Source organism: Cupriavidus necator (assembly GCF_013141915.1).
GTDB lineage: Bacteria > Pseudomonadota > Gammaproteobacteria > Burkholderiales > Burkholderiaceae > Cupriavidus > Cupriavidus necator_B.
The window spans coordinates 137750-162029 of the sequence record NZ_SROX01000014.1; the positions used below are offsets into that span (position 1 = coordinate 137750).

At 67.2% G+C, this 24280-nt stretch carries 19 protein-coding genes and 1 tRNA gene; 6 read left to right on the top strand and 14 right to left on the bottom strand.

Annotated features, from left to right (window positions below):
• Nucleotides 1-24 precede the first annotated feature (24 nt).
• Nucleotides 25-4029 (bottom strand): ATP-dependent RNA helicase HrpA, encoded by a 4005-nt coding sequence (gene hrpA, locus E5S69_RS23155; RefSeq protein WP_171516935.1) that lies wholly within the window; start codon nt 4027-4029, stop codon nt 25-27.
• A 23-nt stretch (nt 4030-4052) separates the two neighbouring features.
• On the opposite strand from hrpA, the gene argA reads away from it, so the two are divergent.
• Nucleotides 4053-5522 (top strand): amino-acid N-acetyltransferase, encoded by a 1470-nt coding sequence (gene argA, locus E5S69_RS23160; protein ID WP_171516936.1) that lies wholly within the window; start codon nt 4053-4055, stop codon nt 5520-5522.
• Nucleotides 5523-5620: 98 nt separating this feature from the next.
• On the top strand, nt 5621-5893 hold the full coding sequence (locus tag E5S69_RS23165) for an oxidative damage protection protein (RefSeq protein WP_116337272.1): 273 nt from the start codon (nt 5621-5623) through the stop codon (nt 5891-5893).
• A gap of 68 nt (nt 5894-5961) precedes the next feature.
• Here the strand turns inward: E5S69_RS23165 and rpiA are convergent, their stop codons facing one another.
• Entirely contained in the window at nt 5962-6648 is a 687-nt protein-coding gene (gene rpiA, locus E5S69_RS23170) for a ribose-5-phosphate isomerase RpiA (RefSeq protein ID WP_171516937.1), read from the bottom strand.
• Nucleotides 6649-6815: 167 nt separating this feature from the next.
• Between rpiA and tal the strand changes: the two genes are divergently transcribed.
• On the top strand, nt 6816-7772 hold the full coding sequence (gene tal, locus E5S69_RS23175; RefSeq protein ID WP_171516938.1) for a transaldolase: 957 nt from the start codon (nt 6816-6818) through the stop codon (nt 7770-7772).
• Between the two features lie 39 nt (nt 7773-7811).
• Here tal and E5S69_RS23180 read toward each other — a convergent pair whose 3' ends face one another.
• From E5S69_RS23180 to rnr, 3 genes are all read right to left on the bottom strand, one after another.
• Nucleotides 7812-8579 (bottom strand): SIR2 family NAD-dependent protein deacylase, encoded by a 768-nt coding sequence (locus tag E5S69_RS23180; RefSeq protein WP_236901413.1) that lies wholly within the window; start codon nt 8577-8579, stop codon nt 7812-7814.
• Nucleotides 8580-8583: 4 nt separating this feature from the next.
• Nucleotides 8584-9327, bottom strand: coding sequence for a 23S rRNA (guanosine(2251)-2'-O)-methyltransferase RlmB (gene rlmB, locus E5S69_RS23185; protein ID WP_012353149.1), 744 nt, complete (start codon nt 9325-9327; stop codon nt 8584-8586).
• Between the two features lie 67 nt (nt 9328-9394).
• The gene (rnr, locus tag E5S69_RS23190; protein ID WP_171516939.1) at nt 9395-11992 is read right to left on the bottom strand and encodes a ribonuclease R; all 2598 of its coding nucleotides are present in this window, start codon (nt 11990-11992) and stop codon (nt 9395-9397) included.
• 70 nt (nt 11993-12062) lie between these two features.
• Here rnr and E5S69_RS23195 point away from each other — a divergent pair.
• The 3 genes from E5S69_RS23195 (at nt 12063) to E5S69_RS23205 (ending at nt 13636) form a co-directional block, all read left to right on the top strand.
• Nucleotides 12063-12149: transfer RNA gene (locus E5S69_RS23195), tRNA-Leu, on the top strand.
• 375 nt (nt 12150-12524) lie between these two features.
• The gene (locus tag E5S69_RS23200; RefSeq protein ID WP_171516940.1) at nt 12525-12959 is read left to right on the top strand and encodes an Rrf2 family transcriptional regulator; all 435 of its coding nucleotides are present in this window, start codon (nt 12525-12527) and stop codon (nt 12957-12959) included.
• A gap of 65 nt (nt 12960-13024) precedes the next feature.
• On the top strand, nt 13025-13636 hold the full coding sequence (locus E5S69_RS23205) for an NAD(P)-dependent oxidoreductase (RefSeq protein ID WP_171516941.1): 612 nt from the start codon (nt 13025-13027) through the stop codon (nt 13634-13636).
• A 28-nt stretch (nt 13637-13664) separates the two neighbouring features.
• Here E5S69_RS23205 and E5S69_RS23210 read toward each other — a convergent pair whose 3' ends face one another.
• The 9 genes from E5S69_RS23210 to bamB form a co-directional block, all read right to left on the bottom strand.
• On the bottom strand, nt 13665-14234 hold the full coding sequence (locus tag E5S69_RS23210) for a phosphoribosyltransferase (protein WP_171516942.1): 570 nt from the start codon (nt 14232-14234) through the stop codon (nt 13665-13667).
• A gap of 125 nt (nt 14235-14359) precedes the next feature.
• Nucleotides 14360-15700: an adenylosuccinate synthase gene (locus E5S69_RS23215; protein ID WP_171516943.1), complete on the bottom strand. Its 1341-nt coding sequence runs from the start codon at nt 15698-15700 to the stop codon at nt 14360-14362.
• An 85-nt stretch (nt 15701-15785) separates the two neighbouring features.
• A complete protein-coding gene (locus E5S69_RS23220; protein ID WP_171516944.1) occupies nt 15786-16937 on the bottom strand; it encodes an ATP phosphoribosyltransferase regulatory subunit in 1152 nt (383 codons plus the stop codon).
• Nucleotides 16938-17124: 187 nt separating this feature from the next.
• On the bottom strand, nt 17125-18033 hold the full coding sequence (hflC, locus tag E5S69_RS23225; protein ID WP_171516945.1) for a protease modulator HflC: 909 nt from the start codon (nt 18031-18033) through the stop codon (nt 17125-17127).
• Between the two features lie 10 nt (nt 18034-18043).
• On the bottom strand, nt 18044-19402 hold the full coding sequence (gene hflK, locus E5S69_RS23230) for an FtsH protease activity modulator HflK (RefSeq protein ID WP_171516946.1): 1359 nt from the start codon (nt 19400-19402) through the stop codon (nt 18044-18046).
• Nucleotides 19403-19578: 176 nt separating this feature from the next.
• Nucleotides 19579-20823: a GTPase HflX gene (hflX, locus tag E5S69_RS23235; protein ID WP_171516947.1), complete on the bottom strand. Its 1245-nt coding sequence runs from the start codon at nt 20821-20823 to the stop codon at nt 19579-19581.
• 234 nt (nt 20824-21057) lie between these two features.
• A complete protein-coding gene (hfq, locus tag E5S69_RS23240; protein WP_012353158.1) occupies nt 21058-21297 on the bottom strand; it encodes an RNA chaperone Hfq in 240 nt (79 codons plus the stop codon).
• Between the two features lie 207 nt (nt 21298-21504).
• On the bottom strand, nt 21505-22848 hold the full coding sequence (gene der / locus E5S69_RS23245; RefSeq protein ID WP_171516948.1) for a ribosome biogenesis GTPase Der: 1344 nt from the start codon (nt 22846-22848) through the stop codon (nt 21505-21507).
• 218 nt (nt 22849-23066) lie between these two features.
• Entirely contained in the window at nt 23067-24242 is a 1176-nt protein-coding gene (gene bamB, locus E5S69_RS23250; protein WP_171516949.1) for an outer membrane protein assembly factor BamB, read from the bottom strand.
• Nucleotides 24243-24280 lie beyond the last annotated feature (38 nt).

The window sequence follows — 24280 nt, forward strand, 5'->3', positions numbered from 1 at the left end:
TGCTGCCGTAGCCGCGCGCGAACCTTAGCGCTGCATCGATTCCCACACCTTTTGCAGCCGCTTGACCGACATCGGCACCGGCGTGCGCAGCTCCTGCGCGAACAAGGCGATGCGCAGTTCTTCCAGCATCCAGCGGAATTCCTCCAGCCGCGCGTCCTCGCCACCGCGGCCCTGGGTGCGCAGCTGCTTTTCGGCACGCTGCCACTGCTGGACCAGCGGCGCCATCTCCTGCAGGCGCTGGGTATCGCGGGCCGGATCGCCCTTGAGCTTGTCCACGCGCATGGCGATGCCCTTCAGGTAGCGCGGGAAATGGACCAGCTGCGTGTATGGGGTTTCATCGACAAAGCGCTTGCCCATCAGCCGGCCGAGCTGGGCCTCCATGTCGGCATGGGCCGCGGCGAAAGGCTTGGCCTGCAACAGCTTGCGCGGCAGTCCGGCGTATTCGGCAAGGATGGCGCCAGCCAGCCGGGCAATTTCCTGCGCCAGCAGCGATAGCCGGGTGCGCCCTTCGTCCTTGCGGGCATTGAACTCGGCCTCGTTGCGCGGCAGCGGCGCCTGCATGCAGGCGCGCTCCAGCGCCAGCATCACGATCTGCTCGCGCAGCATCTCCTGCGTGCCCAGCGTCATGTACTGCATCGCCATCTGCTGCAGCCCCGGGATGTTTTTCTCGAGGAACTTGACCTGCTCGCGCAATTGCAGCGCGAACAGCCGGCGCAGCCCCAGGTGGTGGATGCGGGCGGCCTCCTGCGGGTCGTCGAAGACCTCCACGTCGCAATGCGTGCCGCGGTCGACCAGCGCCGGATAGCCAAACAGGGTCTGGCTGCCCTTGCGGATCTCGAGCAGCTCGGGCAGTTCGCCAAAGCTCCAGGCGGTCAGGCCCTCGTACTTGCCGGGCTCGGCCGCGGCCAGCGCCGGCGCCCGTTCCGGGGCCTGGGTTGCAGCCTGTGCCGCGGCTTGTGCGGCCACCCGCTGGAACGACTGCTGCGCCTGGCCGCCCAGCTCGGCGCGCAGCTGGGCCAGGTTGCGGCCCATGTCGAGCTGGCGCCCGTGCTCGTCAATCACCTTGAAGTTCATGGCGTGGTGCGCGGGCAGCGTTTCCAGCTTGAAGTCCGCCCGCCTGACCATGGTGCCGGTCTGCTCGCGGATATCGGCGATCAGCACGTCCAGCAGCTCGCCTTCGCCAAACGGCTGGCGCGCGACAAAGCCCGCGGCATACTCGGGCAGCGGCACGCAGTGGCGGCGCAGCTTCTGCGGCAACGACTTGAGCAGCAGGTGCACCTTTTCCTTGATCATGCCGGGCACCAGCCAGTCCGCGCGCTCCGGGCGCACCTGGTTGAGCGCGTACAGCGGCACGGTCAGGGTCACGCCGTCGCGATGGCTGCCGGGTTCGAAGTGGTAGCTCAACCCCATGTCCACGCCGGCCACGGTCATGGTCTTCGGGAACAGGTCGGTGGTGATGCCCGCCGCCTCATGCCGCATCAGTTCGTCGCGGTTCAGGTACAGCAGCTTGCGGTCCTGCGCGCTCTCGGCCTGGTACCACTGCTCGAACGTGGTCTGCTGGCAGACGTCGGCCGGAATCGCGCGGTCGTAAAACGCGTAGATCAGCTCATCGTCGACCAGCACATCCTGGCGCCGCGACTTGTGCTCGAGGTTCTCGATCTCGCGCACAAGTCGCTGGTTGTGCGCGTAGAACGGCAGCCGCGTATCGAACTCGCCCTCGACCAGCGCGCGGCGGATAAACAGCTCGCGCGCCTCGCGCGGGTTCATCGGGCCGTAGTGCACGCGGCGGTGCTGGTAGACCACCAGCCCGTACAGCGTGGCACGTTCCAGCGCCAGCACCTGCCCCGCCTTCTTTTCCCAGTGCGGATCGCTCCAGCTGACCTTGAGCAGGTGTCGGCCCACCTGCTCCAGCCATTCAGGCTCGATGCGCGCCAGCGTGCGCGCGAACAGCCGGCTGGTCTCGACCAGCTCGGCCGCGACGATCCAGCGCCCAACCTTGCGCGCGATCAGCGAGCCCGGCCAAAGATGAAACTTGATGCCGCGCGCACCGAGGTATTCGCGGCCCTTGCCGTCGCCGTCCTCGATGCGGCAGCCGACGTTGCCAAGCAAGCCGGTCAGCAGCGCCTTGTGCACCTGCTCGTAAGTCGGTTCACTGTCGTTCAGTCGCCAGCCCTGTTCGGTCACCGTGGTCAGCAGCTGGGAATGCACGTCGCGCCACTCGCGCAGCCGCAGGTGCGACAGGAAGTGCGCACGGCACTGGTCCTGCAGCTGGCGGTTGGACTTCTTGTGCGCGACCGCGTCCTCGAACCACTTCCACAGCCTGACCCAGCCCAGGAACTCGGACTTCTCGTCCATGAACTTGCGATGGGCCTGGTCGGCGGCTTCCTGCGCCTCCTGCGGGCGGTCGCGCGGGTCCTGCACCGACAGCGCGCTGGCGATGATCAGCACCTCGCGCAGGCACTGGTGCTCGCGCGCGGCCAAGATCATGCGCGCCACGCGTGGATCGAGCGGCAGCTTGGCCAGCTGGCGGCCAGTGGCGGTCAGCTGGTTGGCGTCATCGACGGCGCCGAGCTCCTGCAGCAGCTGATAGCCGTCGGCCACGGCGCGGCCCAGCGGCGGCTCGATGAACGGGAACGCCTCGATATCGGTCAGCCGCAGCGCCTTCATGCGCAGGATCACCGCGGCCAGCGACGAGCGCAGGATCTCGGGGTCGGTAAAGCGCGGCCGCCCGGTGAAATCGGACTCCTCGTACAGCCGGATGCACACCCCGTTGGCCACCCGGCCGCAGCGGCCGGCGCGCTGGTTGGCGGCGGCCTGCGAGATCGCCTCGACCTGCAGCTGCTCGACCTTGTTGCGGTACGAGTAGCGCTTGACACGCGCCAGCCCGGTATCGACCACGTAGCGGATGCCCGGCACGGTCAGCGAGGTTTCGGCGACGTTGGTCGCCAGCACGATGCGGCGCGCGTTCGACGGCTTGAACACCCGCTCTTGCTCCTGCACCGACAACCGCGCGAACAGCGGCAGGATCTCGGTATGCGGCGGGTGGTGCTTGCGCAGCGCCTCGGCGGCCTCGCGGATCTCGCGCTCGCCGGGTAAAAAGACCAGCACATCGCCCGGGCCGACGCGGCACAGCTCGTCGACCGCCTCGACAATGCCGTCGTACAGGTCGCGCTCGCGTGCCTGCGGGCTGCGCGGCGCGCCCGCAGGCACGTCCTCGGTGATCGGACGGTAACGCACTTCCACCGGGTACAAGCGGCCGCTGACCTCGATCACCGGCGCTGGCTTGTCGCCCGAGGCGAAATGCCGGGCAAAGCGCTGCGCATCGATGGTGGCCGAGGTGATGATCACCTTCAGGTCCGGCCGCTTCGGCAGGATCTGGCGCAGGTAGCCGATCAGGAAGTCGATGTTCAGGCTGCGTTCGTGCGCCTCATCGATGATCAGCGTGTCGTAGGCGCGCAGCAGCGGGTCGTTCTGGGTTTCGGCAAGCAGGATGCCGTCGGTCATCAGCTTGACCGACGCCCCCGACGACATGGTGTCGTTGAAGCGCACCTGGTAGCCGACGTGCTCGCCCAGCGGCGTGCCGAGTTCCTGCGCGATGCGCTTGGCGGTCGAGGTGGCGGCGATGCGGCGCGGCTGGGTGTGGCCGATCAGCCCCCCGCTCATTTGACCCGGACCGCGGCCGGGGCCGCGCCCGATCGACAGGCAGATCTTGGGCAGCTGCGTGGTCTTGCCCGAACCGGTCTCGCCGGAAACAATCACCACCTGGTTGGCCAGGAGCGCCGCGGCAATCTCGTCGCGGCGAGCCGATACCGGCAGGGCCTCGGGGAAGGTGATCGGCGGCAGCGGGTTGACCGGACGCGGCGGTCGCGCGCCGGGCGGCCGCGCACCGCCAGGCCGGGCGGGGCCGGCCTGCTGCCGGGCCGGTCCGGAGACCGGGCGGGATTGGACGGGGGCAGCGGGCTGACCGGCACCGGCGCGCTGGCGCGGCGCAACCGGTGGTTTGGGCTTGACGGGGCGTTGTTCTGACATTGGCCGGGATTATAATCCGCGGGATGAACGCCAGAACCGACGCGCCGCAGACGGCGCCTGCCTCCCCGTCCGCATCCGCGGCCGCCGCCGCACCGGCGCAGGCCGAACCGCCCGCCGCGGCCGAACTCCCCGCCCCCGCCCCGACCTCCCCCGTGCCGGTCACGGCCGATCCGGACCGCAGCGGCCCCGACCACCAGCAATTCGTCGACTGGCTGCGCATGGTGGCGCCGTATATCCATGCCTTCCGCGGCAAGACCTTCGTGATCGCCTTCGCGGGCGAGCTGGTCAAGTCGGGCGTGCTGAATGCGCTGGTCAACGACGTCGCGCTGCTGCACGCGATGGGCATGCAGATCGTGCTGGTGCACGGCTCGCGTCCGCAGGTGGAAGAGCAGCTGGCGCTGCGCCATGTCGAGTCGCAGTTTGTCGACGGCGTGCGCGTGACCGACAACGCCGCGCTCGAATGCGCCAAGGAAGCCGCCGGCGAGCTGCGCCTGGACATCGAGGCCGCGTTCAGCCAGGGCCTGCCCAACACGCCGATGGCCGGCGCCCAGCTGTCGGTGATCTCCGGCAACTTCGTCACCGCGCGCCCGGTCGGCATCGTCAACGGCACCGACTACCAGCACACCGGGCTGGTGCGCAAGATCGACGCCGAATCTGTGCGCATGTCGCTGTCGCACGGCAAGGTGGTGCTGCTGTCGCCGCTGGGCTTCTCGCCCACCGGCCAGGCCTTCAACCTGTCGATGGAAGACGTGGCCAGCGCCACCGCCACCGCGCTCAAGGCCGACAAGCTGATCTTCATTACCGAGGTGCCGGGCGTGCCCGACCCGGTCGGCAAGATGATGCAGGAAATGTCGCTGCGCACCGCGGTGGAGCGACTGCAGAACAACCACCTGCCGCCGGACGTGGCCAACTACCTGCAGCACCTGGTCAAGGCGCTCAAGGGCGGCGTGCCGCGTGCACACCTGATTCCCTACTCGCTCGACGGCGCGGTGCTGCTGGAACTGTTCCTGCACGACGGCGTCGGCACCATGCTTTCCGACACCGACCTGGAAAGCCTGCGCGAGGCCACGCTGGACGACGTCGGCGGCATCGTGCAACTGATCGCGCCGCTGGAGCAGGACGGCACGCTGGTGCCGCGCGGACGCCACCTGATCGAGCGCGATATCGCCAATTTCTCCGTGATCGAGCACGACGGCGTGCTGTTCGGCTGCGCCGCGCTGTACGACTACCCGCGCGAGAACATGGGCGAGATGGCCTGCCTGACGGTATCGCAGGAAGCCCAGGGCACCGGCGACGGCGAGCGCCTGCTCAAGCGCATCGAGCGCCGCGCCCGCGCGCTGGGCCTGGAGCGCCTGTTCGTGCTGACGACCCGCACCGAGCACTGGTTCCTCAAGCGCGGTTTCGTCCACGCCACCGTCGACGACCTGCCCGAGGACAAGCGCAAGCTCTACAACTGGCAGCGCAAGTCGATGGTGCTGATGAAAAAACTGTGAAGCCGTAGGGGCAATCGCCGCTGTGCCGCGGCCGGCCGCCCCGCTTGGCTACAATAGCGCCAGCGCCGAAGCTCTCACGAACATTCCAAGGAGTCCCCATGGCCCGCACGGTCCATTGCATCAAGCTGAACAAGGAAGCCGAAGGCCTCGACTTCCCGCCGCTGCCCGGCGAACTGGGCAAGAAGATCTGGCAGAACGTGTCGAAGGAAGCCTGGGCCGGCTGGCTCAAGCACCAGACCATGCTGATCAACGAGAACCGCCTGAACATGGCCGATGCGCGCGCGCGCCAGTACCTGCTCAAGCAGACCGAGAAGTACTTCTTCGGCGAAGGTGCCGACCAGGCCCAGGGCTACGTGCCGCCGCAGGCCTGATCCGGACCGGCCAGCAAACAAAATGGGGTGCCTGAGGCACCCCATTTTGTTTGGCAGCGGGCGTCGGCTCAGTAGTCCGTGCGCTGCACGCCGTCGCCGGTGCCGAGCAGCAGCACGTCGGCGCCGCGCAGCGCGAACAGCCCCACCGTGACCACCCCGGGCACCTGGTTGACCGTCTGCTCGAGGCCGCGCGGATCGTCGATCTTCAGCCCGGCCACGTCGAGGATCACATTGCCGTTATCGGTCTTGTAGATGCCGCCTTCCTTGGTCATGCGCAGGCGCGGCTGGCCGCCAAGGGCCTGCAGCTTGCGCGCCACCGCGGCACGTGCCATCGGCACCACCTCGACCGGCAGCGGGAAGGTGCCCATGGTCTGCACCAGCTTGCTGCCGTCGGCGATGCAGACGAAGCGCTTGGCCACCGAGGCGACGATCTTCTCGCGCGTCAGCGCCCCGCCGCCGCCCTTGATCATGGCGCCGCTGGCATCGATCTCGTCGGCGCCGTCGACATAGACCGGGATCTCGTCGACCTCGTTCAGGTCCAGCACCTTGAAGCCGTGCTGCTGCAGGCGCCGCGTGGATGCCTCGGAGCTCGACACCGCACCCCCGAAGCGCTCCTTGAACGCCGCCACGGCGTCGATGAAGAGATTGGCGGTCGAGCCGGTGCCCACGCCGAGCACGGCACCTTCGGGCACTTCCTGCTTCACGTAGTCGGCGGCGGCTTGCGCGACCAGCGCCTTGAGTTCATCCTGAGTCATGACAACAGCCAGATTGCGTTAGGGGAAACGCGTAGTGTAGCGGATTGCGGCGGCAGGTCACGCCGGCGACGGCCGCGACGGTACAATGGGCCAGACCGGGTGCCGTGCGCTCCCCCTGAAGCCGGCAATCGATTTTTGCAGACGCTCAAGCAGACGACCTAGCGACCATGAACCAGCTCGAACAACTCAGGCAGTTCACCACGGTGGTGGCCGATACCGGCGACTTCCAGCTGATGAAGCAGTACACGCCGCAGGACGCGACCACCAACCCGTCGCTGATCCTGAAGGCGGTGCAGAAACCCGAATACCGCCACTTGCTGGAACGCGCGGTGCAGGACCACCACGGCAACGGCGGCGTCGACGCGGTGATGGACGAAGTGCTGATCGCCTTTGGCCTCGAGATCCTGGCGATCGTGCCGGGCCGCGTGTCGACCGAGGTCGACGCGCGCCTGTCGTTCGACACCACCGCCACCGTCAACAAGGCACGCCACCTGATCCAGCTGTACGAGCAGCGCGGCATCGCGCGCGAGCGCGTGCTGATCAAGATCGCCTCCACCTGGGAGGGCATCCGCGCCGCCGAGATCCTGCAGCGCGACGGCATCCGCTGCAACATGACGCTGCTGTTCTCGCTGGTGCAGGCAGTGGCCTGCGCCGAAGCCGGCGCCCAGCTGATCTCGCCGTTCGTCGGCCGCATCTTCGACTGGTACAAGAAACAGGCGGGCGAGCAATGGGACGCGGCCGCCAACGGCGGCGACAACGACCCCGGCGTGCGCTCGGTGCGCCAGATCTACGACTACTACAAGAAGTTCGGCTATCCCACCGAGGTGATGGGCGCCAGCTTCCGCAGCACCGCGCAGATCCTGTCGCTGGCTGGATGCGACCTGCTGACCATCAGCCCGGAACTGCTCGAACAGCTGGCCGGCGCCCAGGGCCCGGCGGTGCACAAGCTGTCGGTGGACCAGGCCCAGGCCGCCAATATCGCCCGCGTCACCGCGGACGAGCCGTCGTTCCGCTGGCAGTTGAACGAAGACGCGATGGCGACGGAAAAGCTGGCCGAAGGCATCCGCCTGTTTGCCGCGGATGCAGTCAAGCTGGAAAAGCTGATCGCCGAAATTGCGCAATAAGCGCGGCACGCGCCGGCGCCGCGACGCCGGCCCCGCGCTTCAGCCGGCCTCTGGCGCCGGCTGCGGCCATAACCGCGGCAGGCAGGCGCCCGCCGCGGCCGACAGCACGATATCCGCGGTCTGGTCGAGCGCCGACGGCTGCGGATTGACCACGATCACCGGCGCGCCATGCTCGCGCGCCACGCCAGGCAGCCCCGCCGCCGGGTACACCAGCCCCGAGGTCCCCACCACCAGGCACAGGTCGCAGGTCTGCGCCGCATGCTCGGCGCGGTAGCGCGCCACCCGCGGCAGGTCTTCGCCGAACCACACCACGCCCGGCCGCATCAGCGCGCCGCACACGTTGCAGCGCGGCGGCATGCCGGGCAGCGCGGTCGCCTCGCTGCAGCGGCCGCATCCGTCCAGCCACTTGTTGGCGAACAGGTTGCCGTGCAGTTCGATCACGCCGGCGCTGCCGGCGCGCTGGTGCAGGCCATCAACGTTCTGCGTCACCAGCGTGATGGGTTTCTGCGCGGCCAGCGCCACCAGCGCATGGTGCGCCGGGTTCGGCTTCACCGCCGCAACCAGCTCGCGCCGGTGCAGGTACCACTGCCACACCAGCGCGGGCTGGCGGCGATAGGCCACCTCGCTGGCCAGCTCTTCCGGATCAAACTGTTCCCACAGCCCGGTCATGGCGTCGCGGAAGGTCGGCACACCGGATTCGGCGGAAATACCGGCCCCGGTCAGCACGAAGATGTTGCTGGCGCCGTCGATCAGCCGACGCGCTTCCTCTAGCCCCGGGAGTACCGGCAGAAGGGAATCGTCGGCCATGGTCTCAGCGCGGCAGGCGCCGCTGGCGCACGGCCTCGTACAGGCACACGCCGCTGGCCACGGACACGTTCAGGCTTTCCACGCCGCCGGCCATCGGGATGCCGACCAGTTCGTCGCAGGTTTCGCGCGTGAGGCGGCGCATGCCCTCGCCTTCGGCACCCATCACGATCGCGGTCGGGCCCTTGAAATCGATGTCGTATAGCGACTTCTCGGTGCCGTCAGCGGTGCCGATCACCCAGATGCCACGCTCCTGCAGTTCGCGCAGCGTGCGGGCCAGGTTGGTCACGGTGATGTACGGCACGGTTTCGGCCGCGCCGCTGGCGACCTTGGCCACGGTGGCGTTCAGGCCGACGCTGCGGTCCTTGGGCGCAATCACCGCATGCGCGCCGGCACCGTCGGCCACCCGCAGGCACGCGCCCAGGTTGTGGGGATCGGTAACGCCATCCAGCACCAGCAGCAGCGGCGTGCCTTCGATGCCATCGAGCAATTCATCCAGGTTCAGCGCCAGGGCCACGTCTTCGGCACGCGCCACCACGCCCTGGTGGCGGTCGGTACCAGCCATGCCGCGCAGGCGCTCGGCGTCGACCGGATGCAGGCGCACGCCCAGGCTTTCGGCCAGGCGCACGAAGTCCTGCATGCGCCGGTCGCGGCGGGCGGATTCAATGTAGATGTCGGACACGCCCTTGGGATCTTGCCGCAGGCGCGCGGTCACGGCGTGAAAGCCGATCAGGAGTTTTTGTTTAGCCATGGGCGCGATTGTACCCGCCCGGCCACCGTCCCCGCGCACGCGGGGACGGCGATCCGACGGCAATCGGCTAGCGCTTGTGCGGTGTGCGCTTGGCGGCGGTCTTGCCCGCCGGCTTGGCCGGGCGCGCCTTGGAGGCCGGCTTGCGCGGCTTTTCCAGGTGCGCGGGCTTGGGCTTGGCCGCGCGCTTGCCCGGCTTGCCGCCGGTCTTCACATGCGGCTTGAGCGGCGTGATTACCGCCTCGAACACCGGTTGCTCTTCGATCACGCGGTCGAGCGTCTCGTCGAACGATTCTTCCGGCTTGGACGAGCCCCCCAGCAGCGCCGCCAGCTGGCGGCCCTTCTTGCGCGCCGGCACCGCATGGGCGGCAGGCACGCGCGGCTGGGCCTCGGTCCCTGTCGGACGCCCGCGCAGCGTTTTGGCCGAGGGTTCCTGCACCAGGCGGAAGTCGATCTTGCGCGCGTCGAGGTCGACGCGAGACACCTGCACGCGCACGCGGTCGGTGAGCCGGTAGCGGATGCCGGTGCGCTCGCCGCGCAGTTCGTTGCGGGCCTCGTCGTACTGGAAGTAGTCGCTGCCCAGCTCGGTCACGTGGACCAGGCCCTCGACGTAGAGCTCATCGAGCTGCACGAAGATGCCGAACGAGGTCACGGCGCTGACGGTGCCGGCATAGTCGCTGCCCAGCTTGTCGCGCATGAAGTAGCACTTGAGCCAGGCTTCGACATCGCGCGAGGCCTCGTCGGCACGGCGCTCGTTGGCCGAACAGTGCAGGCCCAGCTCGTCCCAGATGGCCTCGTTGCGCCGGGCGCGCGCGGCGGTCAGTTCCGCCTTCTGCTCGGCGTCCTTGGCCTGCAGACGGCGCGCCTTCGGCGAGATCGCCGTGTTCAGCTCGGTGCCATGGGCGAAGGCCGGCTGGTATTTGGTGTGCGCCAGCACTGCCTTGATCGCGCGGTGCACCAGCAGGTCGGGGTAGCGGCGGATCGGGCTGGTGAAGTGCGCGTAGGCCTCGTACGCCAGGCCGAAATGGCCGATATTGTCCGGGCTGTACACCGCCTGCTGCATCGAGCGCAGCAGCATGGTCTGCAGCATCGGCGCGTCGGGGCGGGACTTGATCTTGTCCATGACCTCAGCGTAGTCCGACGCCTGCGGCTTGTCGCCGCCGCCGAGCGACAGGCCGGCGGTGCGCAGGAACTCGCGCAGGTTCTTCAGCTTTTCCTCGCTCGGGCCCGCGTGGATGCGGTACAGCGCCGGGTGCTTGAAGCGTTCGAGGAAATCGGCCGCGCACACGTTGGCGGTCAGCATGCATTCCTCGATCAGCCGGTGCGCGTCGTTGCGCGTGCGCGGCAGGATCTGCTCGATCTTGCCCTGCGCATTGCAGACGATATAGGTCTCGGTGGTGTCGAAGTCGATCGCGCCGCGCGCGCGCCGCGCCTTCAGCAGGACCTGGAACAGCTCATACAGGTTCTGCAGGTGCGGCACCAGCTCGCTGCGCTTGTGGGCCTCGGGGCCCTTGGTGTTGGACAGTACCGACCAGACCTCGTTGTAGGTCAGCCGCGCGGTCGAGTGCATCACCGCGGGGTAGAACTGGTAGCCCTTGAGCTCGCCCTTGGCGGTGATCACGGCATCGCACACCATGCACAGCCGGTCGACGTGCGGGTTGAGCGAGCACAGGCCGTTGGACAGCTTTTCCGGCAGCATCGGGATCACGCGCCGCGGGAAATAGACCGAGGTGGCGCGGTCCAGCGCATCGCCGTCGAGCGGCGTGCCCGGACGCACGTAGTGCGACACGTCGGCGATCGCCACGATCAGGCGCCAGCCCTTGGCCCGGCCGATCTTGACCGGCTCGCAATAGACCGCGTCGTCGAAATCGCGCGCGTCTTCGCCGTCGATGGTGACCAGCGGGATGTCGCGCAGGTCGATGCGGTGGTCCAGGTCGGCCTGGCGCACCTCGTCGGGCAGTTCGGAGGCTTCCTGGGCAGCGGCCGGCGAGAACGCATGCGGCACGCCGTACTTGCGCACCGCGATCTCGATCTCCATGCCGGGATCGTCGATGTCGCCGAGCACCTCCACCACGCGGCCCACCGGCTGCACATAGCGGTCGGGGAATTCGGTCAGCTCGACGCTGACCACCTGCCCCACTCGTGCCTTGCCCTGCGCCTTGGGCGGGATCAGGATGTCCTGGCTGATGCGCTTGTCTTCCGGCGCCACCACCAGCACGCCGCCTTCGCTGAGCAAGCGGCCGATGACAAAGCGGTTGGCGCGCTCGATGATCTCGACGATCTGCCCTTCGGGGCGTCCACGGCGGTCGTAGCCCACCACGCGCACCTGCGCGCGGTCGTTGTGCATGGCCTTCTGCAGCTCGCGCTCGGGCAGGAAGATGTCGTCCTCGCCGTCGTCGCGGATCAGGAAGCCGAAGCCGTCGCGGTGGCCCTGCACCCGGCCGGTGACAAAGTTGGGCTGGTGCGCCAGTTCATAGCGGCCCTTGCGGTTCAGCTCGATCTGGCCGTCGCGCTCCATGGCTGCCAGGCGCTTCTGGAAGCCGTCATGCTCCTTGCGCGTGACGGCCAGGGCCTTGGCGATATCGCCTGCCGACTGGGGAGATTCCGACGTTCTCAGCACGCCCAGGATTTCTTCCCGGCTGGGGATCGGATAGTTGTTCTGATTCAATTTTTTCTGGAAACTAATTGACAAAATTCTCGCACTCTCTATAATGAGCGCTTCGGTTGTTTCGACACCTGCCCAGGTGGCGGAATTGGTAGACGCACTAGGTTCAGGTCCTAGCGGTGGCAACACTGTGGAGGTTCGAGTCCTCTCCTGGGCACCAGATCACCGGAAAACCCGCAGCGCTTTCGAGCCTTGCGGGTTTTTTGTTTTTGACGCCAGTTTTGCGCATCAGATCCGGCAACTTGCACTCCTTGCTTGGCGGCACAGCCGCGATGTCATACCTGCGAGCGTACGGGTTTTTTCCCGTCCGTGAAACCGCGCACCGTACCCCGCGCGGCAGCCGAACCACAACGGTACGGCAATGTCGAGGAGTGTAACAGCTTCAGTGGCGATTCCGGCATTCAGTCGACCCGCACGGACCATTTCGCCGCACGCGCCACGGCTCCGCTTATTTCCCTCCCTAGCCGTTCCATCCTAATGCCTTGACGGCGGCGCCGATATGTAACTATCATGGTTTCACATTGCACCCGACACCATGAGCACAAGCAGCCGGTTTGCCGTCGCCGTCCATATCCTCACCCTGCTGGCCAGTTCCGACGAACCAGTGCCGTCATCGCTGATTGCGGGCAGCGTCGGCACCAACCCGGCGCTGATCCGGCGCCTGGTCGGCCTGCTGGCTGAAGCCGGCCTGGTAACCACCACCATGGGCAGCACTGGCGGCGCTACGCTGGCACGCGCGGCGGCGTCGATCACGCTGCTGGAGGTGTTCCGCGTGGTGGAGACCACCGCGCTGATCACGCTGCACCAGAGCGCGCCCAATCCAGCCTGCGCGGTCGGTCGCGAGATCACGGGGGCGCTGCGCAAGGTCGCCGACCACGCTCAGGCGGCCATGGACGATGCCCTCGCCGGCATCACCATCGCCAGCATGCTTGCCGATGTCGAGCGCAGCGGCCAGCGCCGCAAGCGCTGATTTTTTTTGCCCCGATGTGTAACTACATCGGTTTCATATTCAACTGAACGACACAAGGAGTGACCATGAAGATCGCCATCATCGGTGCCACCGGCCGCGTTGGCACCCGCCTGACCGACGAAGCCCTGCGCCGCGGCCATCAGGTAACGGCCATTGCGCGCCAGACCAGCGGACTACCCGCGCGTGCCGGCGTGACAACCAGGGATGTGGATGCGACCGACAGCGCAGCGCTGGCCGCCGCCCTCGCCGGCCATGAGGTTGTCATCAGCAGCGCCCGCTTTGCGCAGCTGGACGCGCAACAGGTGACCTCGGCGGTGCGCCAGGCCGGCGTGCCGCGCTTGCTGGTGGTGGGCGGTGCGGGGAGCCTCTACGTCGCGCCGGGCGTACAGCTCGTCGACACCCCGAACTTTCCCGACGCCTACAAGGCCGAGGCACTGGCCGGCCGGGACTTCCTGAACGCGCTGCGTGGCGAGCAGCAGATCGACTGGACCTTCCTGTCGCCGTCCGCGCTGTTCGAGCCGGGCGAGCGGACCGGCACATTCCGCATCGGCGGGGACAACCTGCTGAGCGACGCGGCAGGCAAGAGCTGGATCTCGATGGAAGACTACGCCATCGCGATGCTCGACGAGATTGAAGCGCCGGCGCATTCGCGCCAGCGCTTCACGGTCGGCTACTGAGCCGCAGCGTGGCAGCCGGCGGCGGCGCTCAGTCGCGCCCGCCGTCGTCCAGCAGGCTGGCGCGCTTGCCGCGCTTGAGCCACGCCGCGAGGTTGTGCGGGCGGAGAGTGTCGTACTCTTCGAACGGCTGGTGGATCCACGGGTTCGATTCCAGGAAGGTCACGTGGTAGTCCGGTTCCACCTTGGAGCACGCCTTGTACCACAGCACCGCCGAGCGCACCTCGGTCACCGCCGGGTAGCGCTCCTTGAGGTGGCGGCCCACGCGCTCCAGCGTGATGCCCGAGTCGACCAGGTCGTCAACCAGCAGGATCTTGCCGCTCAGCTCGCCGCGGGTCATGGTGATGTACTGCGCGATGTCGAGATCGCCCTGCTGCGTGCCGGCGGCCTCGCGGTAGCTGCTGGTGGCCAGGATCGCCAGCGGCACGTCGAAGATGCGCGACATCTGGTCGCCCACGCGCAGCCCGCCGCGTGCGAGGCACAGGATCTTGTCGAACTTCCAGCCCGACTCATGCACGTTCAGCGACAGGCGTGCGATCAGGCGATGGTAGTCGTCCCAGGAGACCCACAGGTTCTCGTCGTCGTTGGTAGGCAGGTTCATCGTTCTACTCTTTGTATCTTCGGGTCGGTTGACCGATATGGCTCGGCCCGCTTGCGCGGGCCGATTTTTTTCTGGCGGGCCGCTGCGCTCGTGGCGCGGCGGCTTGCAGCCGTACGGCTGGCGGGTCAGGCCGTGTACGGGTGGCGCAGCAGGATGGTCTCGTCGCGGTCCGGGCCGGTCGAGATCATGTCGATCGGGATGCCGACCACTTCTTCCACGCGCTTCAGGTAGACGCGGGCCTGCTCGGGCAGCGCGTCCCAGGCCTTGACGCCGAAGGTAGACTCGTTCCAGCCGGGGAATTCTTCGTAGACCGGTACGCAACGCGCCACGGCGTCAGAGCCACGCGGCAGGATGTCGACGGTCTTGCCGTCGAGTTCGTAGCCCACGCACAGCTTGATGGTTTCCAGGCCATCGAGCACGTCCAGCTTGGTCATGCACAGGCCGGAGACGCCGTTGATCTGCACCGAGCGCTTGAGCGCGGCGGCATCGAGCCAGCCGGTGCGGCGCGGACGGCCCGTGACCGAGCCAAATTCCTTGCCGACGTTGGCCAGGCGCACGCCGACCGGGTCCTGGCGCGAGGAGTTGTCGTTATCGTACAGCTCGCTCGGGAACGGGCCCGCGCCCACGCGGGTGCAATAGGCCTTGGTGATGCCGAGGATATAGTTCAGGCGGCCCGGGCCCACGCCCGCGCCGGCTGCGGCCGCACCGGCCACGCAGTTGCTCGAGGTGACGAACGGATAGGTGCCGTGGTCGACGTCGAGCAGCGTGCCCTGCGCGCCTTCGAACATCAGGTTGCCGCCGGCGGCGTTGACCGCGTAGAGCTCGGCCGAGACGTCGGCGACCATCGGCGCCAGGCGCGGCGCGTAGGCCAGCGCTTCATCCAGGGTCTGCTGGAAATCCACGGCTTCGGCGCCCAGGTACTGGGTCAGCATGAAGTTGTGGAAGTCCAGGTTTTCGCGCAGGCGTTCGGCGAACTGCTGCGGATCGAACAGGTCCTGCACGCGCAACGCGCGGCGCGCGACCTTGTCTTCATAGGCCGGGCCGATGCCGCGGCCGGTGGTGCCGATCTTGGCGGCGCCACGGCGGGCTTCGCGCGCCTTGTCGATGGCAACGTGGTACGGCAGGATCAGCGTGGCCGCCTCGGAAATGCGCAGGCGGCTCTGCACCTGCAGGCCGGCGCCTTCGAGTTCTTCGATTTCACGGAACAAAGCTTCGGGCGACAGCACCACACCGTTGCCGATGTAGCAGACCGTGCCGTCACGCATGATCCCGGACGGGATCAGCCTGAGGATAGTCTTCTTGCCGCCGATGATCAGCGTGTGGCCAGCGTTGTGGCCACCCTGGAACCGCACCACGCCCTTTGCCTGGTCGGTAAGCCAATCGACGATTTTTCCTTTGCCTTCGTCACCCCACTGGGTGCCGATCACGACGACATTGCGTCCCTGGCCTACTGCGGATGCGGACATATTGCTTTGGTCAATAGGTTAAAAACGTATTCTACTCTTGTTGCCGGGCGATTCCGGCTTTTTGGGCCGGCGCGGCGTCGATGCGTCAGCGCGGCACCACGGCCCAGCCGTTGTCCTGGCGCACCAGTTGACGGTCGCAATTGAACTCGTCCAGCTCGTGGGTGTGGCCCGGCAGCGACTGGATCACGATCTCTCCGGTAGCGCGCAGCACGGAAATCGCTGCGCGGAGTGCCGGGTCCGCATCCCAAGGCGCAAAAATCGCCTGGGCGCGCACTTCCACCGGCGACAGCGCTGCCACTTCACGCAGGTCGAGCGAGAAACCCGTGGCGGGACGGGCCCGGCCAAAGGCCTCGCCGACCTTGTCATAACGGCCGCCACGCGCTACGTAATTGGGCAGGCCGGCCACATAGGCCGCGAACATCACACCGCTGTGATAGTGATAACCGCGCAAGTCCGACAAGTCGATATTCACGCTGGCGCCACGCACCTGCACCGCCAGCGCGGCCAGTTCATCGAGCGCGCGGCCGATGGCCGGGCTGGCGGGCAACGTCGAGCGGGCGCGCTCGATCACGTCGACGCCGCCATACAGCGTCGGCAACGCCAGCAGCGCATCGCGTTCGGTCTGCGGCATGCCCACGGTCAGCTCGCGCAAGGCGGGCACGTCCTTGGTTTCGAGCGCGGCAAAGAGCGCGTCCTCGATCTTGCGGATCGACGGCAGGCCGGCCAGCAAGGCTTCCAGGATGCCGGCATGGCACAGGTCGATGCGAACCTCCGACAGGCCCGCCGCGGCCAGCGCAGCCAGCATCAACTCCTGGATCTCGACGTCGGCTTCCAGGCCGGCATGGCCATAGATCTCGGCGCCGATCTGGATCGGCTCGCGGGTGGCATGGAAACCCGCCGGGCGCGCGTGCAGCACGTTGCCCGCGTAGCACAGGCGGGTCACGCCGGGACGGTTCAGCAAGTGGGCATCGATGCGCGCCACCTGCGGCGTGATATCGGCACGCAGGCCCATGGTGCGGCCCGACAGCTGGTCCACCAGCTTGAGCGTGCGCAGGTCCAGGTCATGGCCGGTACCGGTCAGCAGCGACTCGAGGTATTCCAGCATCGGCGGCATCACCATCTCGTAGCCGTAGGTGCGGAACAGGTCCAGCATGCGGCGGCGCAGTTCCTCGATCTTGCGCGCTTCCGACGGCAGCACGTCGGCAATGTTTTCTGGCAGCAGCCAATGGTTGGACATGGTGAATCTCTTCTCAGTCATTCGGTTGCCCGCGGGCGCAGCGCCTGCAGGTGCCGGGTCTTGCCCCGGGAAAACAAGGTTGCGGGCACCGCGCGCCCGCGCCATCACTCCACGGCGATGGCTCCAGCCGGACAAAACCCCGGCAAGCCGGGGTTTCGTCAATTCGCCACATGGACAAGCGACGGTGCTAGCGCTTGCCTCCCGCGTTGCCGGAGGCCGCGGCGGCAGCGCCACCGCTGGAACGCATGTAGCGGAAGAAGTCGGAGTTCGGCTCCAGCACCAGCACGTCGCGCTTGTCGCGGAAGGTGTTGCGGTAGGCCTCCATGCTGCGCCAGAACTGCGCAAACTGCGGATCGCGGCCAAATGCATCGGCATAGATCTGCGATGCCTTGGCATCGCCCTCGCCCTTGATCACCTGCGCATCGCGATAGGCCTCGGCCAGCACCACTTCGCGCTGGCGATCGGCGTCGGCACGGATCTTCTCGCCCTCGGCCGCGCCGGTGGAGCGCAGTTCGTTGGCCACGCGCTTGCGCTCGGCTTCCATGCGGCGGTACACCGATTCGCTGATCGCGGGCAGCAGGTCGACACGCTTCAGGCGCACGTCCAGGATCTCTACGCCGACCGACTTGGCATACTCGCTCATGCCGTTGCGGATGGCCTGCATCACCTGCTCGCGCTCGCCGGCGACCACGTCGGCCACGGTGCGCTTGCCAAATTCTTCGCGCGCCACCGAGTCGATACGCTGCGTCATGCGGTCCTGCGCGCCACGCAGGTTGCCGCCGAAGGCGACAAAGAACTTGCGCGGATCGGTGATTCGCCATTTGACGAACCAGTCCACCACCATGCTCTTCTTCTCGGCGGTCAGGAAACGCTCGTTGGCGGCCACGTCGATGGTCTGCAGGCGGCGGTCCATGAACACCACGTTCTGGAACGGCGGCGGCAGCTTGAAATGCAGGCCGGGCTCACGCACCACCTGCTTGATCTCGCCGAAGGCGAACACCACGGCGTACTGGCGCTGGTCGACCACGAACAGCATGGACGAGACCACGGCCAGCAGGATGAAAAAGCCGATTGCGAAGGAAATCAGTCGGTTCATGACGGTCTCCTCAGCGCGAGTCGCGGTCGCGGTTGCGCAGCGATTCGCGCGACCGGTTGTCCGTCGGGGCATCCGGCGCCGGCGACGGCGTGCCCGCCGCGCCGGGCTGGCCCGGTTGCGGCGTGGCGCGGCCCTCGGCCTGCGCCATCAGCTTGTCCAGCGGCAGGTAGAGCAGGTTGTTGCCCTGGCGCGCGTCGACCAGCACCTTGGTCGAATTGGTGTAGATCTGCTGCATGGTTTCCAGATAGATGCGGTCGCGCGTCACCTGCGGCGCCTTGGCGTATTCGCCCTGTACCGAACGGAAGCGCGACGCATCGCCCTCGGCCTGTGCCACCACGCGCGCGCGATAGGCTTCGGACTCTTCCTTCAGGCGCGCCGCGGTACCCTTGGCGCGCGGGATGATGTCGTTAGCGTAGGCCTGGCCCTCGCTGATGGCACGCTCGCGGTCCTGGCTGGCCTTGTTGACGTCGTCAAACGCGGCCTGCACCTGTTCCGGCGGCTGCACGCTCTGCACGTTCACGGACAGCACGCGGATGCCGGTCTTGTACGCCGACAGGATGGCCTGGATCGACTTGGCCAGTTGCTGCGCGATCTGTTCGCGGTTTTCGTACAGCACCGCATCCATCTTGTTGCGGCCGACGATCTCGCGCACCGAGGTCTCGGCCGCCTGCGTCACCAGTTCTTCATCGCCACCGCGGTCGGTCTTGTTGAAGAACAGGAATTCGCTGGCGTCCTGGATCACGTACTGCACGGTGAAGCGCACGTCGATGATGTTCTCGTCCTGGGTCAGCATCGACGAGTCTTTCAGGTTGCTGTCCTTGATTGAGGTGGAGCGGCCCACCTCGACCGAGCGCACCGCCGACAGGTTGACGACTTCGGCCGACTGCACCGGCCACGGCATGCGCCAGTTGATGCCTGGGCCGGTGGAATACTTGAACTTGCCGAACTGCAGGATCACCGCGGTCTGGCCTTCCTGCACCATGAAGAAGCCGCTGGCCAGCCAGATGCCGACCACCGCGGCCACGATCACGCCGGCGCCGACGCCCGAACTCTTGCCCGGCGTGCGCGGGCCGCCGAAGCCCTGGTTGCCGCCGCCACCGTTTTCCTTGCGGCCGAGCAGGCCGTTCAGGCGACGGTTGAAGTCGCGCCACAGTTCGTCGAGGTCCGGCGGGCCGCCATCCTGCTGCGGACGCTGGTTCTGCTGGCGGTTGTCGTCGCGGCCGTCCTTCTTGTCATCGTCCTGCCCATCCCGACCCCAGCGCGGATCGTTCAGCGAGAAGATGGCGCGCAGGCGCTGCCAGCCCGCGCGCAGCGCGAAGCGGCCGCCTGGTGTCAGGCTCGAATCAGCATTCCGGGGAAACTGGGGCATGAAGTGCACGGGTCCGGGGAAGTTTGTAACAGGGGGATTCTAGCAGTCATCGGCGCCACATTTGGCCAATTCGCGCAATCCCGGCGGCAACCCTACCGGAATCGGGCGGAATCGGCGCCCATCCGGCACCGAGGCGGCGCGGCAGCGGCGGCAAGCTCGTGGCAAGCCGCCGGCGCCTATGGCCGCTGCGAATCCTCCGCATCGGCGTCGTCGCGATCGTCGCGATCGTCGCCATCGCCGGCCTCGGCGGCCTGCGGCACGTCGGCCAGGCGCGCATCGTAGGGCTGCGGCTCCGGTGGCCGGCTGGCCAGCCATTGCGCGACCTCGACCACGGCCTCGCGCAGCGCGTCGAGGCCCAGCCCTTCGCGCGCGCTCAGGAAGACGCGGGTAGGGATGCCGTCCTCGTTGCGCTCGATGCGCGCGCCCTCACCCATCAGTTCGGGCGCCGCGTCGATCTTGTTCATCACCACGATCTGCGGGATGTCGAGGGCGTTGATTTCGGCCAGCACCCGGTTGACCTGCTCGATCTGCTCGTGGCGCACCGGGCTCGATGCATCCACCACATGCAGCAGCAGGTCGGCATGCACGGTCTCGTCCAGCGTGGCACGGAATGCCGCCACCAGCTGCGTCGGCAGATCGCGGATAAAGCCGACCGTGTCCGACAGCACCACGTTGCCCAGGCCGTCCAGGAACAGCCGCCGCGAGGTGGTGTCGAGCGTGGCGAAGAGCTGGTTGGCCGCATACGCGCCGGCCTTGGTCAGCGCGTTGAACAGCGTCGACTTGCCTGCGTTGGTGTAGCCCACCAGCGAGATGCTGAGGGTGTCGTTACGCGCGCGCGCCCGCCGCTGCGTGCTGTGCTGGCGCTGCAGCCGCGACAGATCGGACTTGAGCCGCTTGGCGCGCTCGTCCAGCATGCGGCGGTCCAGTTCCAGCTGGCGCTCGCCGGGGCCGCCACGCATGCCGATGCCGCCCTTCTGCCGCTCCAGGTGGCTCCACGCGCGAACCAGCCGCGAAGCGCGGTACTGCACCTGCGCCAGTTCGACCTGCACCTTGCCCACGTGGCTCTGCGCGCGCTGCCCGAAGATATCCAGGATCAGGCCGGTACGGTCGATCACGTGGCGGTTCAGGAAGCGCTCCAGGTTGCGTTGCTGCGCCGGGCTCAGCGCGTGGTTAAAGACCACCACGTCGGCATCCAGCGCATCGGCGGCTTCCTTCAGCTCCTCGGCCTTGCCCGAGCCGATGAACAAGGCCGGATCCGGCCGCGAGCGGCGGCCCGTCAGCGTGTGCACCGGCAGCGAGCCGGCGGTTGATGTCAGCAGCGCCAGTTCGCTGAGGCTTTCCTGGAAATCATGCTTGCCGAAGTCGACGCCGACGAGGATGGCGCGCGAAGGGGCGGTATTTGAGGTGGCTCTGGGGTCCAAGGGCGGGCGCGAAGGCGCAGGGAAATACGGGTTCAGGGGGAAGGATGGCGGATGTCGGACACTGTCCTGGCCCCTGCCGGGACAGGCCGCCGCATGGGGCGGAACGTGGCGGCAGCGGCGGGCGCCTTGGCAACCACCGGGCCGCGTGGCACCGGGCGCATTGGCACGCCGGCGCCGGGCATCGATGCGGCGCCGTCTGGCGCCCGCGCGATGCCCTCGGGCAGATCAGTCAGATCACGCCTCGGCGGAATCATCCACACGGAAATTGACCGCGCGCGCCGGCACGACGGTGGAGATCGCATGCTTGTAGACCATCTGGGTCACGGTATTGCGCAGCAGGACGACATACTGGTCGAACGATTCGATATTGCCTTGCAGCTTGATGCCATTGACGAGATAGATGGAAACCGGCACGTGCTCTTTGCGCAGCGCGTTCAGGAACGGGTCTTGTAGCAGTTGCCCTTTGTTGCTCATGGCACACTCCAAATTTATAGGTTTAGTGGTGAATGATGGGGATGGAACTCCCCGGTTCAAGTCAGGCGGCGCAAAAACGCGCCAGAAAAAAGATCAAAACGGTACCAAGTTGGCGTCAATGCGCAGGGAACCCCCTGCTACCGTGAATTTAGCCGCAGTTCCAAACGAACGCAACGAAAACTGGCCCGCACGAATCCGATTCCGGACTCAATCCTTCGAGTCGGCGTACGGATTTTTGTTCGTGCGAAATTCGATGCGCAGGGGCGTGCCCTTGAGCTTGAATGCCGCACGAAAACGGTTTTCCAGGTAGCGCCGATAGGTCTCGGCCACGCCCGACAGGGCATTGCCGTGGACCACGATGATGGGCGGATTGGAGCCGCCCTGGTGCGCATAGCGCAGCTTGGGCCGCGACGCGCCGACGCGCTTGGGCTGCTGGAATTCCACGGCTTCCTGCAGCACGCGCGTCAGTTGCGGCGTCGGCAGCTTGACCATCGCCGCCGCATACGCATCGTCGACCGACCGCATCAGCGCGCCGATGCCGGTGCGCTCGCGCGCCGACACAAAATGCATGTTCGCAAAGCTCAGGAATTGCAGCTTGCGCTCCAGGTCGTGCTTGATGCGGTCACGCGTATGGCCGTCCAGCCCGTCCCATTTGTTGACGCCAACCACCAGCGCGCGGCCCGACTCGACGATAAAGCCGGCAATATGCGCGTCCTGGTCGGAAATGTCCTGCTGCGCATCGAGCAGCAGGATCACCACGTTGGCATCCGCGATCGACTGCAGCGTCTTGACCACCGAGAACTTCTCGATCGCCTCGAACACCTTGCCGCGGCGGCGCAGGCCCGCGGTATCGATCAGCGTATAGGGCTTGCCGCCACGCTCGAACTCCACATAGATGGCGTCGCGGGTAGTGCCGGGCATGTCGAAGGCAATCACGCGCTCTTCACCGATCAGCGTGTTGACCAGCGTCGACTTGCCCACGTTGGGGCGCCCGACGATGGCGATTTTGACGCCCTTGCCCTCGTCGCAAGCCTCCTCGGCCAGTTCGGGGCGCTCCTGCACCGCCAGCTCGATGGCTTCATCGACCAGCTCGCGCACGCCGTCGCCATGGGCGGCGGAAATCGCGTACGGCTCGCCCATGCCCAGCTCATAGAAGTCCGCCGCCACCGAGGTGTACTTCATGCCCTCGGCCTTGTTGACCACCAGCATGATGCGCCGGCCGGTCTTGCGCAGGTAATCGGCAATGGCGCGGTCCTGCGGCGCCAGGCCCAGGCGGCCGTCGACGATAAAGATCACCACGTCGGCCTCGACCACGGCCTGCTTGGTCTGCTTGGCCATCTCGGCGACGATGCCTTCCTTGACCACGGGCTCGAAGCCGCCGGTATCGATGGCGATGAACGGACGTTCGCCAATGCGCCCTTCGCCGTAATGGCGGTCGCGTGTCAGGCCCGGCAGGTCGGCGACGAGGGCGTCGCGCGAGCGGGTCATGCGGTTGAATAGCGTCGACTTGCCCACATTGGGGCGGCCGACAAGTGCGATAACTGGTTTCATGCCATAAACGGAAACGGGGGCCGGCAACTGCCGTCCCCCGGTAACTCCGGAGTCAAGGGTTCCAGCGGCAGCCCGCGCCACCTGGGCGCGGGCTGCCGCTTGTCCTGTCGGGCGCGGCCGGGGTCACCGACCCGCTGCAATTGCCGCGCCAAGGATCATGCTACCGGATTCGGCGCCGGCCGTACCGACAGGTGTACGGCAGCGCGCATTGGGCCCTGTCAGCCAGGCTGGAAACCGTAGACGTCGCCGTCGCGCGTCTGGATCACCAGGGTCTGCCCCGCCACCACGGGCGCGGCGGTGATGGCGCTGCCATCGGTCTTCACGCGGGCAACCACCTGGCCGTCCTCGCGCGACAGGAAGTGGACATAGCCTTCGAAGTCGCCCATCACCACCGAGCGGCCCAGCGCCAGCGGCGCGCCCAGGCGCCGGTTGCGCAGGTCGACGTTCTTCCAGCGCTCGGCGCCGTTCTGGCGGTCGAAGGCATGCACCACCGATTGCTCGTCGCTGGCGTATAGCGCATTGTCATCTTGCGCGGGCCCCGCCGGCGACGAGAAATCCTTGCCCCACTGTGGCTGGCCGCTGGCCAGCTCCAGGCAGGCGACCCGGCCCTGGAAAGTGGTGGCGCAGACCTGGCGGCCGCTGACCATGGGCAGGCCGGTGACGTCGTTCAGGCGCTCGATCTCGGAAACGCCCTTCGGGTAGGAAATCGCGCTTTCCCAGCGCAGCACGCCGTTGCCCGGCGTCAGCACGCCCAGCTTGCCGCCGGGGAAGCCCATCACGATGCCGTCGCCGGCGAACGCCATGCCCATCGCCGCGCGCAGGTTCAGCGGGGTCTGTGAACGCTGGTAGATCCAGCGGCGCTCGCCGGTTTCGGCATCCAGGCCGAACACCCGGGTATCGGTGGTGCGCACCACCACCAGGCCGTTGCCGACCAGCGGCGCCGACAGGACCTCGCCGTTGACCTGCTTCTTCCAGATCTGCTTGCCGCCGGCGTCGAAGGCATAGACCGCGCCCTTCTCGCCCGCAACCGCGGTCACCGAGCCGTCGCTGCCCGGCCCGGAGGTCAGGTCCACGTCGGCCTTGGCCTTCCACAGCACCCGGCCGGTGGCGCCTTCGAGCGCCATCACGTTGCCGTTGTTGGACGACACATAGACATTGTTGCCGGCCGCGGCCGGCTGCATCGAATAGGGGCCGCTCTTGCCGACATCGGCCTTCCAGGCCTGGCGCACCGCCAGCGTGGCCGATACCGGCTTGAGTTCGGCGGGCGGGTGCTTGTTTTCCTTGCTGAACAGAGAGCAGCCGCCCAGCGTGGCCAGGCAGGCAGCCGCCACCAGCGCACGGGAAATGGTGCGGGCAGGCTGGCGATGTACGGCACGGGAAAGCACTGACGTCATAACTTTACGGTCCTGTTGTTCGATCCGCGGGATCAACG